The organism is Acinetobacter sp. 797_lipA, assembly GCF_058243025.1.
Genome location: NZ_JBZAYQ010000001.1, coordinates 3,398,918 through 3,413,479 on the forward strand (window position 1 = coordinate 3,398,918; position 14,562 = coordinate 3,413,479).

At 39.3% G+C, this 14,562-nt stretch carries 12 protein-coding genes and 1 pseudogene; 6 read left to right on the forward strand and 7 right to left on the reverse strand.

Annotated elements, in window-relative coordinates; genetic code table 11:
• Positions 1 to 28: 28 nt before the first annotated feature.
• The 5 genes from AC4CU2_RS16725 (at position 29) to AC4CU2_RS16745 (ending at position 7,960) form a co-directional block, all read left to right on the forward strand.
• A complete protein-coding gene (locus AC4CU2_RS16725) occupies positions 29 to 661 on the forward strand; it encodes a hypothetical protein (protein WP_227518639.1) in 633 nt (210 codons plus the stop codon).
• Positions 658 to 2,838 carry a hypothetical protein gene (locus tag AC4CU2_RS16730; protein WP_096911473.1) on the forward strand — a complete coding sequence of 727 codons (2,181 nt, stop codon included), beginning with the start codon at positions 658 to 660 and terminating at the stop codon, positions 2,836 to 2,838. Before AC4CU2_RS16725 ends, AC4CU2_RS16730 begins: the two co-directional genes overlap by 4 nt.
• On the forward strand, positions 2,835 to 5,798 hold the full coding sequence (locus AC4CU2_RS16735) for a tyrosine-type recombinase/integrase (RefSeq protein ID WP_096911474.1): 2,964 nt from the start codon (positions 2,835 to 2,837) through the stop codon (positions 5,796 to 5,798). Before AC4CU2_RS16730 ends, AC4CU2_RS16735 begins: the two co-directional genes overlap by 4 nt.
• Positions 5,799 to 6,393: 595 nt before the next feature.
• Entirely contained in the window at positions 6,394 to 6,696 is a 303-nt protein-coding gene (locus AC4CU2_RS16740; protein ID WP_044431308.1) for a helix-turn-helix transcriptional regulator, read from the forward strand.
• 4 nt (positions 6,697 to 6,700) lie between these two features.
• Positions 6,701 to 7,960 (forward strand): type II toxin-antitoxin system HipA family toxin, encoded by a 1,260-nt coding sequence (locus AC4CU2_RS16745; RefSeq protein ID WP_125274152.1) that lies wholly within the window; start codon positions 6,701 to 6,703, stop codon positions 7,958 to 7,960.
• A 260-nt stretch (positions 7,961 to 8,220) separates the two neighbouring features.
• Here AC4CU2_RS16745 and AC4CU2_RS16750 read toward each other — a convergent pair.
• From AC4CU2_RS16750 to AC4CU2_RS16775, 6 genes and pseudogenes are all read right to left on the reverse strand, one after another.
• Positions 8,221 to 8,403 (reverse strand): annotated as a pseudogene (locus AC4CU2_RS16750) (acyl carrier protein); the annotation flags it as partial.
• A 9-nt stretch (positions 8,404 to 8,412) separates the two neighbouring features.
• Entirely contained in the window at positions 8,413 to 8,673 is a 261-nt protein-coding gene (locus AC4CU2_RS16755; RefSeq protein WP_490769129.1) for a phosphopantetheine-binding protein, read from the reverse strand.
• Positions 8,657 to 9,469 carry a lysophospholipid acyltransferase family protein gene (locus AC4CU2_RS16760; RefSeq protein WP_490769130.1) on the reverse strand — a complete coding sequence of 271 codons (813 nt, stop codon included), beginning with the start codon at positions 9,467 to 9,469 and terminating at the stop codon, positions 8,657 to 8,659. The genes AC4CU2_RS16755 and AC4CU2_RS16760 overlap by 17 nt, the downstream gene beginning before the upstream one ends.
• The gene (locus AC4CU2_RS16765; RefSeq protein WP_201707180.1) at positions 9,463 to 10,083 is read right to left on the reverse strand and encodes a beta-ketoacyl synthase chain length factor; all 621 of its coding nucleotides are present in this window, start codon (positions 10,081 to 10,083) and stop codon (positions 9,463 to 9,465) included. Before AC4CU2_RS16765 ends, AC4CU2_RS16760 begins: the two co-directional genes overlap by 7 nt.
• A 143-nt stretch (positions 10,084 to 10,226) precedes the next feature.
• The gene (locus AC4CU2_RS16770; protein WP_004684302.1) at positions 10,227 to 11,144 is read right to left on the reverse strand and encodes a LysR family transcriptional regulator; all 918 of its coding nucleotides are present in this window, start codon (positions 11,142 to 11,144) and stop codon (positions 10,227 to 10,229) included.
• Positions 11,145 to 11,838: 694 nt separating this feature from the next.
• Complete coding sequence (locus AC4CU2_RS16775) at positions 11,839 to 11,961, reverse strand: hypothetical protein (RefSeq protein ID WP_265733404.1); 123 nt, start codon at positions 11,959 to 11,961, stop codon at positions 11,839 to 11,841.
• A gap of 376 nt (positions 11,962 to 12,337) precedes the next feature.
• Between AC4CU2_RS16775 and AC4CU2_RS16780 the strand changes: the two genes are divergently transcribed.
• The gene (locus tag AC4CU2_RS16780) at positions 12,338 to 13,003 is read left to right on the forward strand and encodes an epoxyqueuosine reductase QueH (RefSeq protein ID WP_010325597.1); all 666 of its coding nucleotides are present in this window, start codon (positions 12,338 to 12,340) and stop codon (positions 13,001 to 13,003) included.
• A 2-nt stretch (positions 13,004 to 13,005) separates the two neighbouring features.
• On the opposite strand, the gene AC4CU2_RS16785 is transcribed toward AC4CU2_RS16780, so the two are convergent.
• A complete protein-coding gene (locus AC4CU2_RS16785) occupies positions 13,006 to 14,400 on the reverse strand; it encodes a methylenetetrahydrofolate reductase C-terminal domain-containing protein (protein ID WP_490769131.1) in 1,395 nt (464 codons plus the stop codon).
• Positions 14,401 to 14,562: the final 162 nt, after the last annotated feature.

Below are 14,562 nucleotides of genomic sequence, written 5' to 3' on the forward strand. Positions count from 1 at the left end.
CGACCATTGACTCTCCTATAAAAAATACGTGAATATTATAGCTTATTTTTCAGCCACTTGGCATAAATATGGGGAGACATCAGCATATGTCTATAAAAAAAAAGCTATTAAAAGTCATCGTGTATCTTCAAAAAACTTACAATTAATGTGTTATCCAAAATGTATGCATGCCTACCAAATCTGGATTGCTCTATTTTTTCAGCTTAATGAGAAACAGCAAAACTATCACTTGAATTTAACTTTTAAACAGAATATCGAAATTCCTCTTCTGACAACAGACAAAGCTGATCACTATTTTTTTAGTAGTCATTTCAGCTGGATCTATGCTTATTTTTACAATAAGTATAAAACTGAATTTACGTTTAGAGCTTATGAAAAAAATAATTCCTACGAATTCACCATCATGGCTTTAAGCGAAGTAAAGGCATTACTATGTTCCGGATTACATCACTCAATTCATGGCTTAGATATCATCGCACATTGGCTAAATGAACAATACTTAGCCGCACATCTTCAGGAAGTTTTCGGTCAGGAAGTTCTAACTATCAATCATCTACGAGAATTATCAGGGCTGTCTAAATCCAAAAGTCCAGTAAGTCCTATTTCAAATTATGCTGGTCCACTTTCATTAGAAAAAATTCTGGCTGGAATATCATCATGAACGGATATAGTTACTTAGAAGATACTCAAGAATTAAAGCTTGAGCCGTTTCGAGAATTCTATCAAACACTAGCAGAAGCAAAGCTAGAAAGTTTTCAAAATTCAATCAAACTCAATGAGTTCATTAAACCTACTAAAATTATTGAACTTAACAATATTATAAATCAAAAACTTGTAGAACAATCAATCAGTGAATATCCTCTCGTTCATTATCTTATTGCAGTCATTAATACGCCTTCAGCATATCAAGCTAATGCCCTGAAATGGGCCATTTTTAATACTCAATGTATTGAATTGCTTGATAGCAAAGAACATGCAGCCACTGTAGCTAACCTCTGTAGACGTTTTCGTTTAGCTAGTACAAAGCAAGAATACTATTGGCTTTACAATTTCTTAGCTCCTCTTCCTATAGAATTAAAGGATCTGCTTGAATTTCTAAACCAAGAAGAAACTAAGAATAGAGAGTTACTTAACCGCTCCACACCAAATTTAGATGAAAAACAAATTGGCCAGCTGGCAAATCTACGTGTCATCTATCAATATGTCTTTACTCAGTCTGAACGTTTAAAACGAAATCGCCAAAGCAGTTCAGGTGCCAAAGAAGCTCCTCAAACTGATGTTCAAAAGATATCAAGAATATCTCTCGATGATGAACAAACGTATCAGACTCATTTTGAACAAGGTACAGCTAAACAACCACGCGAAGATAAAACTATAGAAAAAGTTGAAGATCATAATTTTGAATTTAATCCTCTTGAGCAATACTCTATTACAGCTCAGGTCAATAATCTTAAGAACAAAGTTCTGCATCAAAACAAGAATCAGTTAATGAGCAAGTCAAATCCTCGTGTCTTGGATTTGCCTACCGCACAGCATATTATGCGAATTTTGTTTGAACAGGCAAAAACCTCTCCAATTCATGCCTTACTTTTATTTTCAGTACTCAGTTTGACACATTATAAAGAGCTATTAGTATTTCGGAAAAATTTCCGTCTGAGTTCAAAAAGAAAAGAAATTACTTTTAGCCCTGAAAACTTCTATTTTCGGCAAAGTTTTGATAACTCTAAATTTAAAGATGCTTTATTAAAAAAATATATGCTGAATAAAGGAAATTCTTTTACCATCCCCTTACCCAAAGTTTATTTTGATCAGATTTTTCAACTAAAAAAGTGGGATAAAGCTGATATTACTTCAGATGTACAAGAATACTTACGTAGAATCAGTGACGGCCTTACTTTTCATTTAACAGCTCGAAACCTTCCTCGTTTAATCAGCGATATCACGTTGAATGAACTCGGATATGAATTGGAAAGTAAATTACTTAGTGGAGAAAACGTTAATAGCTACACCCCAAGCCATTACTATTCAATGAAAATTGTTGATATCCTCGATATTTATAGCCAAACACTTTATCTGGTTTGCAAGCAGCTCGACACTAGTTATATCGAAGACTTTGAATCCCCTGTTACTTTCGGTAGTCAGCAAACGCCAGACCTGCCTCTGGTTAAATCCTTTTTTAAACAGCTTGACAAGCAAGTTCGGGGAAACCCTAACCCTTTCAAAACACTGAAATATTATTCAATTTGGCTATGGTACGTTTGCATGATTATGACATCTGCCCGACCAAATGAAGCCTTTCCCCCGAATCTCGATTATCTTGATCTCGACAACTGTTTGGTGGCTGTTGCAGATAAAGAACAACGTTATTCGGGTACCATTGGACGCTACCTACCATTTAATAATTTTCTTCGTGATGAAATACAGTCTTATCTGAATTATTTAAAACAATTTCAGCACCTTATGAAGGCTTGTGCTAACCAAGTAAAAACAGCATTAATTCAAGAAATCTTTGATGGTCAATGCCCCTTTCTTGTATATCCCAAGACTGAAGGATATATCCGAAATTTAGAGCTTGCTGATATTGAAAAGAACAGTCCAAATATAGTTTTGCAGCGCAATTGGACTCGCCATTTCGCTCGCTATTTTTTTGCACAGCACTGCGATGAAGATATGCTGAATGGCATCTTTGGTCACGATGGGCCCATGCAGGAACTTTTTGACCGCTATTCGGGTTTTCAGGCAACCGATTACGATCACATTCGAGCAGCGCAAGACAAGCTGGTCGGACTCTTAAAGCTTAAAAGTATGTCTACATTTAACGGGTTCCTGATTGAATGAGTAAACACCCACACTCCCTCAAAAGAATAAAAAAGCATAGAAAAAACAAAGCATTTCTTCTGAACTTGTTTAGTGAGAAATGTATAGAGCTGACGCCTGAGAACTATTCGGAAATTTGTCGTCAAGTTGATAATCAGCTTTTAGAACACTGTAAGTCAAACATCCGTAGCTATCAGATGGCCCGTATAGAATTTGCTAAATATATCAAGCGCTTTAATCTTTCATCGAATCAGTACTATCCAGTGCCTGCCGCTCCCGTAAGGTACGAAAGGTCTCTGCCACTACAAAATATTGAAACCTTAAAACATGGTAAAAAAGTTACTCAATTTGCCCAAAATATGATTGCTTACTGGACAAAACGAAATGACTTCAGTCCCACCCAATCTCTTGGCTTTTGTTTGATCAGTTCAATATTATTTAATGGCATTTATAACCATGCCGAATTGCAATTTTTTTTAAAAATCATTTTAAAAACAAAGAAATTTCGAAGTTTTTTAAACCTAAATCATATGGTAACACTCGAAATCCCGAACCGGAATTTCGGTAATCAGCGTATAAATGACCCTGATTTTTCAGTCAGCTATACAAAAACGTTTGTGCTACACGACATTGTGAAATGCTGGATCTACAGACTTAAACATCAAAAGTTTGATTTATTTTCGGATATTGAAGATGCAGAACATCTGATTAACGCTTGTATTATTGAATGCTTCCCTGAGGAAAAGGTACGTTGTAAAGACCTGTTAAAATACGGTTTTTACTATACACAGTTCCTGAAAAACAGCGGACTGGATCAAATGTCCATTTGTATCCTAAAAAATGAAATTTACAGTTCCAGTCCTCTCGAAAAACAATTAGAAGCTTATTTTGTTCAGTTTGAACAAAAGCACACCAATAACATTAAAGTTGAGAATACTTGTGAAAACCATCAGAACCACTCTAGAGTCAATATCGCATCAGATATAGCAGAAACTCTTGTAGAAATACGTCAAGCCATTCGTGCAAAAAACTATAAAGATCAACTCATAGGGTTATATTCCAGAGAACTGTCTCCTGCCTTAGAGCGTTTGTTGCTGTGGACCATCCTACGTTCCAAATTAACAGAGACTCAATTAAACTGCTTAAATCAAATTATCCAACAACAGAAACGATTTGAGCGCAAGCTTATACGTGCAGATTTTCAACCTATTAAGCAAAGCTCTCTAAATACCATGTTTTCACAGTTTGCCATCGATTGGCTGATGGCAACGCAAGACAAAGACATTTCATCATTTTCAAATGCCGATTTTGAAGATATGTATGGAGAAATGCTTTTATTAAAGAAAGAAACAACTAGAGAGACTTTACAAAAACGTCTACAGGAGTTTCATCACAAACAGACATTATTTTTTAACGCGCCCACTGTGGATCTGGATAGTTTAATCCAAGTAAAAATCTGCAGAACCGCATTGATCTCGCCCCATATTTTTTACCACATGCTAGAGCAGCTCGAAAATACTCAAGATATTTCGATTCAGGATAAAAATATATTTAAACTGATTTTTATTCTGGGGTTCAGAGTCGGACTACGGATCAATGAAACATTGAATATCTTCGTACGTGATCTATTTATTAGTGAAGATGCTGTGATACTCACCATTCGCAACAATCGCAATAAAAATCAAAAAAGCTACTCAGCTTACCGCAAGATTCCCCTGCATCATCTACTTAAAGCCGACGAATTACATGCATTTAAAACATATAGTCAGAATAGAAAACGTCTGCTAAAAGAACAAGGAAAATCAGTTGCACAACCGCTATTTTTAAAACAGTCCTTAGAAGAAACTCATGAAAATGAAGTGAATTCCCTATTGAAACAATTGATCCAGCCAGTTTTTGGAGAACACAATTTTACTTACCATAGTCTGCGCCATTCTGCATTTAATCATCTTTACCTGATTTTAAAAAACTCAACACTTGCAGATGCATTTACTGACTATAGCCCACATGAGCAATTACGTATCCGTTATGCATTGTTGCGAAACAGAAATACTCAGCAAACCTGGTATGCACTTTCTCATTTTGCCGGGCACCTAACGCCTGAAACCACTTGTTCAAGCTATCTGCATTTAATGCATCTAGCAATTAGCTACCAGCTGAATCAAATGCACAGCCCGCTTCCTAAAGAAGCCTATTTTAATATTCTGAAACATGATGATGCTATTAAATATCCTGTTCAGCAACGGGCGATCAAACAGTTTTTATTTGATCAACTCACTAAAGACCGTTACAGGCAACATGATCATCAATATCAACCAGAACAACAGAAATCGCCTGATTCACTGATGCTAGGAGCTCATGACTCAGAGATGACTTTTGAATTATTGCATCACATTCTTGCAGTAGAAAAAGAACAAGACCTTATGTTACCTAAAGCCATTCCTTTGCAAATCGCGCAAAAATTACGTGCTAGAGCCCAGCATTTGAAAACCTCCTGTGTAAACCAAAAAAAATCATCGAGGTTATTTACCACAGATTTTTTAAGGAAAACTCCGAATGCATTGGTCACCATGTTGCCAACCAATCAGGAGGAAAAAAAGGTCATTCAACATGTTCAGGAGCGTTATGCAAATGTACAAAGTAAATACAAAAAACAGCTTCATACGATCTACTCAATTTATCTTGAAAAAGTTCAGCCCAATTCAGCCCAGTTAATTTTTGAACTGAATGAAAAACGGCAACTGAAGAAACTTCTTTCTTTTATTCATAGCTTATTTCCCAAGAAATATCTTCATCTAGAACTCTCTCAGCAGAGCAAGATAGAGCTCAAAAAGACATTACAGGATTTAACATTACGGGCAGAAAATTTTAGCCTGAATGAGGAGGAAGAGCGAATCAAGTTCTCTTTCAAGTATAAAGATGCAAAAGCACTTGGGGTATTCAAACTACTGATGTATCTAATGATCGTTTCTCATCTTTAATGCAAATTATTGGATAAGTTTACCACGCATTCTTATTCGTGGTTTACCAGTCATTCCTGTAATGATTTAATATAGACTTCCAACCATGAGTGGTAAAATTAATCATCTTAAAGAGTAATAACTGTTTGTCCCACTAGCCAAATAATGTCTGTCCAAGTTAGCACAAAATTTAATGATCATTTAAACAAGAATTTGCAGTATTGGTTTACAATTCGAAGTGAATAAAAAAGTATAAATTGCCGCAGTAGGATGAAATTGAAGAAATATTTTCAGAATATGATGAATAAATTGTGAATCGGTACTGAATTAAGGTAACAGGCAAGGCAAAGCGCTGCCCATCGACCTCATTGCTCCAGACCACTTGTGTCAGATATTCCACATTGAACTGATAGCAAATCCAGGTTTCTCGCTACATCACGCGAAACTAATTGAACTTAAAGCAAGTTGTTAGACTCGTAAATGTCTAATTAGACTTCTTTAGTCTAATTAAATCTAATCAGGCCAATTAAGCACCTTCCTTACATCAAATGGTTTATTTATATAAATCCATTATTTTGTGGTTTAATATACATATATACATATAAGACCCAATATTATGGATTTAAACTTCAAAAAACCTGAAGAGATTGTTACTTTATTATGTGAAAGGCTTCGCAAAGAACGACTTTATCTGGAAATGACTCAGGCAGACGTCGCTACACGTGCTGGTATTAGCGTGAATACAGTATCTAATCTGGAAGCTGGTCGAAATGTTTCATTTGAAAATTTAGTACGCGTTGCCATGGTATTGGGCCGATTAAAAGAATTAGAGGAACTCTTCAAACCTCATTTAAACAGTGTAAATGACATTCTCCGCTATGAGAGCAATACGGCTCGCCAACGTATCAAAAGGAAATAAGTCCATGCTCAAAAAACTTAATGTTTACTACAATGGATGGGGTGAATATTGGCTTTGGGGTACACTGGTCTCCTCAACCGCAATCACAGGTCGGCCATTAATTGCCTTTGAATACAGTGCAGAAGCGATCAGTAAAGGTTTAGAACTTTCCTCTTACCTACTTCCATTAAAAGGTGACTCATTAAGAACGAACTTTCCTACACATCAAATGGGATTGCCAGGTCCTATATATGATGCCTTGCCCGATGGTTGGGGCATGCTTCTTATGGATCGCTTATTTAAAAAAAATGGACTCAATCCAGCACGGATTGGGCCATTAGAAAGACTCACGTATATTAATACACATGCAATGGGGGCATTATCCTTTGAACCTTCAGCACCTGAGTTAGCATTAACTGAAAATATTCCACTGATTAAACTCGCTCAAGAAGTTCAGGAAGTTCTCAAAGGAGAAGGTGCAGAATTTTTACAGCACTTATTAATTATGGGTGGATCTCCACAAGGTGCAAGGCCAAAAGCGCTCGTCTATCGTGATCCTGTCACCAACGAATTCTCAACAGTTAGCTCATATCAACATGAAGCCTGGCTGATCAAATTTCCAGCTCAGCAAGAGCATCCTGAAGTTTGTGCAATTGAAGCTGTTTATGCAGAATGTTTACGTCATTGTGATATTGACACCCCTGACACTCAATATTTTACTCTTCCGAATGGATTAACCGCATTTGCATCAAAAAGATTTGACCGCCATGATGGTATGCGTGTCCCTATGCAAAGTTTAGCTGCCTTCACCGGAGCTGATTTTAAATCACCGGGGAGTTTAGACTACAGTAATTTTCTTCGCGCTGCACACTTTTGCACCAATGATGTTCGCGAAAAAGCAATTGCATTCAAGCGAGCTGTTTTCAATGTAGTCTTCAATAATCGAGATGATCATTGCAAAAACTTTTCATTTCTGATGTCCCAAAATGGGCAATGGAAACTCTCCCCTGCCTATGATGTTACTTTCTGTGAAGGGCCAGGTGGATATCATCAAATGGATATCATGGGTGAGGCACTGGATATTCCTCGACAAGCTCTTGTAAAACTTGGTACTCAGGAAGCGGAACTTTGTGTCCAAGAAGTCGATGAAATTATTGGCTCGATTTGTAAGGTTGCAATCCGATTCAGCAATATCGCTCATAATCTATTACCTGGACAAATTCAAACAGAGACTCTCCAGATGATCCAAAATAGGATTGAGCATAATATTCATTTATTGAATTGAATATAAAAAATTTTCATGAGGATCAACAATCATTATATTAAATTATATAAAGTTGTTGTTTCTCATGAAAATTCGCACCAAAATACAGGTGACTTTTATAGACTAAAATTTCCAATATGAAGTGACCAAAATACCCTTAAATGATCTAAATTGCTAAAAATTTCACCCCACTAAAAACCACACACAATCAATTAAATCATATACTTATAGTTAACATCATTTAATGGCATAAATCTCGGTGACCTTGCCAAGGTTGGGGTTTCAGGATTAACTTGTTTACCTGTCAGCTCTTTAATTTTTACGACCAAATCAATGGCATCAATACTGTCGACATCGAGGTCTGAAGCTAGGTTTGATTCTAACTGCACATCTTCAGGTGCAATTTCAAACAGCTCTTCCATCCACTCACGTAATTTTTCTAACACGGTTTCTTGTGCAAGCATAGCAACCTCTTATGCTGTTTTCTGTGCTTCAACCAAAGCCACTAAGCTTTGAATTGATTTAAAATGTTCTTTGGTTTCTGCGGACTCTGCATTTAGATGAATGCCATAGCGCTTTTTCAATGCCAAACCCAGTTCTAAAGCATCAATCGAGTCCAAACCCAGACCTTCACCAAACAAAGGCGCGTCTGTATCAATATCTTCAATATGGATGTCTTCAAGGGCGAGGACATCAATAATCATTTGCTTTAATTCATCAGCAAGATTGCTCATTTAGGGATAACTCTTGGTTAAAAAACCACTGTAATTGTTGATTTAATTGACGCACATTTTTGGGATTGACCGCTACATCATCCAATACGTCTTCCACTCGGATCGCATCCAACACTTTCACATGGATATGAAAAGGCTGTTCTGGAATGTGATACCACTTTTCATTTTTAGTCAGGGTCGATGGCGTGCAGCTAATCAGCACAGGGCGAATCGGCACACCAGCACGCAAAGCAATATTGGCCGCACCACGCTGAAAATCATTCAGTTGCTCACCTTTTGCTGTCCGCGTCCCTTCAGGAAAGATCAACAAGGACGCCGCATGATCCTGCTGTAATTTGTGTACGCAGTCCTGAATAAATTGTTCGGAACCTGCATTTAAAATATAGCCTGCGCTTTGTACAGGGCCTTTGGTAAATGGATTTGACCACAGCGCCTGCTTGACCACGCAGTTTGCTTGTTCCATTAAACCAATTAAAACCACCACGTCAATCAGTGTCGGATGATTGGCAATGACCAACTCTTGTTGACTGTTTTGTAATTTCTCTAAACCTTCAACCGTATAGGTCATAATGCCCAGTTTCACCATCATTTCGGTGAAACCTTTAAAACTGTGCTTAATCACCTTTTGAGTGCGCTGCTTGCGAAGCTCAAGGTCTGCTGAGCTCAGCTTGACCAGCGGCGCAACCAAACCACCAATCGCCACACCGCCCAAGCCAAAGCTGGCAAAGCTAAATCCTGTCGCCCCAACGCGCCAAACATAGTTGGCTTGTTGCTTGATCCGATTTAATTTCAGCATTTCGTCCACGCTTCTGATTCAGTTTGCTCAGGATTAGTCCAAAACGTATTAAATGCTAAAGCCTGCTGATAGGCTGGCGTTGCATCCGTATGCTTTGGCGTCAACATCAAGTTGGCAGGCGCTAATGAAATCATCGCTGCCATCGCAAAAGCAGCAAATGGCTGATGCTCGGCATAAATGTCTGGCAAGGCTTCATCATAATACACCAGCAAAACCTGACGAGCTTCTGGCCTTGTTTTTAGCCACGCATAGGCTTCAATCAGTCCATCATTCCACGAACCCGCCAAACTGGTCGCAGGTGTCGCATCCTGACATAAAATAGAATATAAACCTGAAATAGCATTATGCACCGACGTTGAAAATTGAGTCGGTGAAGGGGTTTGCTCGCTTAACACATCTGCCAAAATATTCAGGGTTTTTGCTTCATCGCCATATTGCGACACCCAAACAATATAATCGGCATGCTGGGTGGCTAAAGTCTGCATTGCGCTATTCAAAGCCAGCTTTGCCAAACGCGATAAGCGTCGGCGTTGCATCGCAGGAATGCGCTCTATAGCTGATAATTCTTGATCAACCAAGCTCATATTCAAGCGGGATACGTGGAGTTGCATCATCATGATCAGTGTTTAAAAGTTGATAAATTATCAGGCGCGCAATTATAGCACTGAGCCACATTTTTCACAAAAAATAACAAGCGCTGATAGGTTCAAAAAAGGAGGATGCAGCAACACTGCCCCCCTCCTTAAAACAAGAGCAACTAGATATAATATTGCGTTCTTTTCTTGGCAAATTTATCCAGTTGTTTTAAAAAGCCTTCGAAATAATCCTTCTCTTTTTCCTCAGTACGATAGCCTGCATAGAGAGTCCGACGTAAACCTTCAGGCGCTACGCAGTCCAAACGCCGCGAAGTCACCCAACCCTTCTGTTCATATTCGTTCACCACCCAATCGGGTAATGCCCCTATGCCACGCCCACTGGCTACCAGCTGAATCAGCATTTGGGTGAGGTCGGTGGTGCGGATCTGTTTCGGCAGGATATTGGCCGGAATAAAGAGACGCGACATAATATCTAAACGGTGCTTATCCACTGGATAGGTCACCAAGGTTTCTTCTGCAAGTTCTTGCACGGTAATATCTTTGGCACGAACCAAAGGATGGGTATTGGATAAAACCAAACGCGATTCATACTCAAAAATCGGGAAATACTCTACCCCTTTTAATGCAATCGGGTCGGCCGTAATCAATAAATCAAATTCACCTGTCTGCAATAACTCATGCGGATTGGCCTCAAAACCTGAAGCGAAGTCCAGATCAACATCGGGATACTGTTGGCGATATTGATTTAACAACGGCATTAACCAATCGAAACAGCTATGACACTCTGAGGAAAAAGTAATACGTCCAGTTTGACCATGCACAATACGGGTGATGTCGCTTTGTGCAATTTGTACCTGCGGCAATACTTCATCAGCCAGTTTTAATAAACGCTGTCCCACATTAGAAAAGCTAACGGGACGGCTACGACGGTTCACCACTTCAACCCCAAACCACTGGTCTAACTCACGCAACTGGTGCGACAAAGCTGAAGGCGTTAAGCATAGGTCTCCTGCAGCAGCCACCAATGAGCCATGCTCTCTTAAAGCGGTTAAGGTTTTTAAATGGCGGAGTTCTAACATCTGGCGCGGCCCAATTTTTAATCTGGATGAATACGGTATAGCTTAACCGATAAAAGCCACATTGAATTATTTTTTCTCACTTTAATTTAGACTTAATTAGTTTATTTCATTTTAATATCTATGACCTGCAACGAAAATACTTGCCCCATTTACAGAGAGTGAAAAATTTAAACATTCAAATTCATAATCTTCATGATCCATGCATCAGTACCAATGGAAGTAAGGCTTTGTTTTATAACTGTAGGTGCCTTTCAAAGCTATCTCTTGGTCATGCCTAGGTTAAAGCGTGATTCCTTCAGTTTTTAAGAGATACAAAGACCGAATCCAGCCCACCAACCGTCCTATTTAACTCGTGGCTATGCATCGAACGCTCGTGATCTATCGACTTTGATATAGTGAAATCATTTAACAGTAAGCAGCATGCTCTTGTACCTGAGTTAAATTCAGCTCAAATATTGAGAACTGATGATTCTGATCTTCTATCCAAATTGAGCAGGTTAAAGCGCTTAAAAAACATAAAGCACTGGCGAGTAAACTTCTCATAATCCTAGTCTTCGGGCTTTTTTATGTTCCACGTGAAGCATTTTGTAAACATCGAGTCAAAGTCACTTGTCTCTCAAACTGGTGCGATGCCAAATAGAACATGTAAAAACAAAAAAGCTTCCGACTAGGAAGCTTTTTTTAAATCTTAGATTTAACTATCAATGGTGAGCTTTAAAATTTCAGCTTTGGTATAACCCCGTTCTTTTAAAAGATGTTGAATGGCTTTTTTCTCATCTTGATCTTCAAGGAATTTACAGCGTTGGATCAAACGCATATCGGTCTCATACTGAAAGTTATGACGACACTCCAATTCCTTATTGGAAGGCGTAGTAAAAAAATGAAGCACAGCTAGATACTCTCTTTCTTGCTGTTGAAGTGGCCCGCCTTCAACGAATACCTATCTAACACAACTGTTAAACACCCTTTGTGTAAATGATGACGAATCTCGCTCCATTATGCAAGTTTGGGCCTCTCAAATGTTCTCTCTCTACTCATCTTCAGCGCTCAATACAGGTCTTAATCATCGGCCAAAGTCGATTTTAATCATGAAAATTCATCAGCTCATCCTGAGAATTCTTCATCCAATCGCCGCTAATCCGCTCGTTAGACGTTTTAAACTGTCAGGTTTAAATAGATAAAAATCATTCAATATGTCGAAGCTCGAACGTCAGAAACTTAGCCTCCCCACAGGTCATGACAAACTGCTCTTGCATTCCTGCTGTGCACCTTGCTCAGGTGAAGTCATGGAAACCCTGATTGAATCAGGTATCGATTTTTCCATCTTTTTCTATAACCCCAACATTCACCCTGTAAAGGAATATCTGATTCGCAAAGAAGAAAATATTCGCTTTGCAGAAAAACATCATATTCCATTTATTGACTGTGATTACGACACAGACAACTGGTTTGCACGTGCCAAAGGTATGGAAAATGAACCAGAGAAAGGCATTCGTTGCACCATGTGTTTTGATATGCGTTTTGAACGTACAGCATTATATGCAGCAGAACATGGCTTTAGCCTAATCAGCAGCTCTCTCGGTATTTCCCGTTGGAAGAATATGCAACAGATCAATGAGTGCGGCCACCGTTCTGCTTCACATTATGCAGGCATTCACTACTGGGACTATAACTGGCGCAAGCATGGCGGTGCGGTACGCATGCTGGACATCAGCAAACGTGAAGAATTTTATCAACAAGAGTACTGTGGCTGCGTGTATTCACTGCGGGATAGCAACCGCTGGCGCATGAGCCAAGGCCGCGAACGGATCAAACTCGGACAAAAGTTCTATTCCAATGCCATGGATCAGGACAGCTGATTTTAGCCCGCAGCCTCCACATACCAATTTTTCCAAGAGCTGGTTCCACGCACCGCAATCGACACGGTCGGAATCAGCTTTTCTTTTAATATCTTGGTTTGTCCAACGGCTTTGGCTAAGCGTGCTTTGACTGAATGAATGCATTCACGATCACCAAATTCACAACGGTCTAAGCTGGTTCCACCACAGGGCCCATTGGCCAAGCCTTTGGGGCAAGTTTCTGGGCAAATATACAGAGTCTCGCCTAAACGGCATTGACCGCAACTTTCACAGCCCACCACCGCATGCTTACTCAAATGTTCTGTTTTCAGTAACGCTTGTTTGGCACGCGAGCGATCCCAAACATTAAAATTAAAAATAAACCGCCCCATTCCTTTGGCCAATTTAGATTCAAATAAAGCATCATGCATCAGATGCAGATGTTGGTATTTAATAATCTGACTTGAGGTCGCACGCCGTGAATAATAAGTCAGCTTCGGATGAAACTCTGTACCGGTTTGCACCTGCCAAAGCGAATTCCAAAGTCGTTCACACTCAGCAAAACTCAAGTGCCGATATTCTTCAATATAGCTTTCCAGTAAGCTTTGTTCTTCAGGCTGATGGCAAGCCGATAAATGCACCCCCGCAAAACCCAAATGTCGACACATTAGAATCTGTAATGCGCAGCGCACATAAACGCGATCACTTAAACCCTGTTCTTTTTCCTGTTGCAACACCTGCAACATATGCGGGGTGATCACAATGCCAGCCACTTTATGTTTCAGCATAAACTTGGCCCGTGCCAAGGTCAGTGGCATGACGCAAGCTAAAATTTTCAGCGCATACTGATGCCGCGCTAAAAATGCATGTGCATCTTGTAAAGCAGTCATGTCATAGCCCAATTGGGTAATCACATAATCGGCCCCTGCTTTCATTTTTTTATGCAGTTTTAAATATTGCGCCTCTTTTTCCGCTTCAGCATATTTAAACGGATTAAACGCGACACCAATATGAAAACTGCCTTGGCGTTTGGCTTCCATGACAGCATTCACAGACTCCAAATAACGTGTCCGCGGTTCTAGGTCGTGGCTATGGCGGTGCTGTTTTAATTTATCACCCGTTAAGAGCAACAAGTTCTTTTGACCCTGTGTTTTTGCATCTTGCAAAAACTGCTCAAAGTCTTGTATATCACGTGCCTTCCCCGAAAAGTGAATGACTTTCTCAATCTCTTGCGGATACTGTTTGGCGACTTGCAAAGGCGCTTCATCGTCATCCGCATGCACTCGATCAGCCAGAGTCATAGCCGCAGGAAAGCCTACAAATTCAGTTTTGACAGACCACTGGGCTTGGTGTGCGCTTAAGTATTCAACCAATACGCAAAATTGTTGCTGTGCAAAATATTGAGCAAGTAAGGACATCACAGGAGAAATAATCCAGAGGATTAAAAAAGAAGAATTATAGTACAAATCAAAAATAGATGATGAGTCATCAGGTTATTCGTTATGACATATTCAATATTTTTTTGACTCGTCCTCTACCTGATGAGTGAGCACAAATATCCACCCCGATCTGATTCATCA

Excerpts from the sequence above, each read along its gene's own strand:
- AC4CU2_RS16730 (WP_096911473.1), top strand. The coding sequence starts at position 658 with ATGAACGGATATAGTTACTTAGAAGATACTCAAGAATTAAAGCTTGAG.
- AC4CU2_RS16735 (WP_096911474.1), top strand. The coding sequence starts at position 2,835 with ATGAGTAAACACCCACACTCCCTCAAAAGAATAAAAAAGCATAGAAAA.
- AC4CU2_RS16740 (WP_044431308.1), top strand. The coding sequence starts at position 6,394 with ATGGATTTAAACTTCAAAAAACCTGAAGAGATTGTTACTTTATTATGT.
- AC4CU2_RS16745 (WP_125274152.1), top strand. The coding sequence starts at position 6,701 with ATGCTCAAAAAACTTAATGTTTACTACAATGGATGGGGTGAATATTGG.
- AC4CU2_RS16755 (WP_490769129.1), bottom strand. The coding sequence starts at position 8,673 with ATGAGCAATCTTGCTGATGAATTAAAGCAAATGATTATTGATGTCCTC.
- AC4CU2_RS16760 (WP_490769130.1), bottom strand. The coding sequence starts at position 9,469 with ATGCTGAAATTAAATCGGATCAAGCAACAAGCCAACTATGTTTGGCGC.
- AC4CU2_RS16765 (WP_201707180.1), bottom strand. The coding sequence starts at position 10,083 with ATGATGCAACTCCACGTATCCCGCTTGAATATGAGCTTGGTTGATCAA.
- AC4CU2_RS16770 (WP_004684302.1), bottom strand. The coding sequence starts at position 11,144 with ATGTTAGAACTCCGCCATTTAAAAACCTTAACCGCTTTAAGAGAGCAT.
- AC4CU2_RS16775 (WP_265733404.1), bottom strand. The coding sequence starts at position 11,961 with ATGCGTTTGATCCAACGCTGTAAATTCCTTGAAGATCAAGATGAGAAA.
- AC4CU2_RS16780 (WP_010325597.1), top strand. The coding sequence starts at position 12,338 with ATGTCGAAGCTCGAACGTCAGAAACTTAGCCTCCCCACAGGTCATGAC.
- AC4CU2_RS16785 (WP_490769131.1), bottom strand. The coding sequence starts at position 14,400 with ATGTCCTTACTTGCTCAATATTTTGCACAGCAACAATTTTGCGTATTG.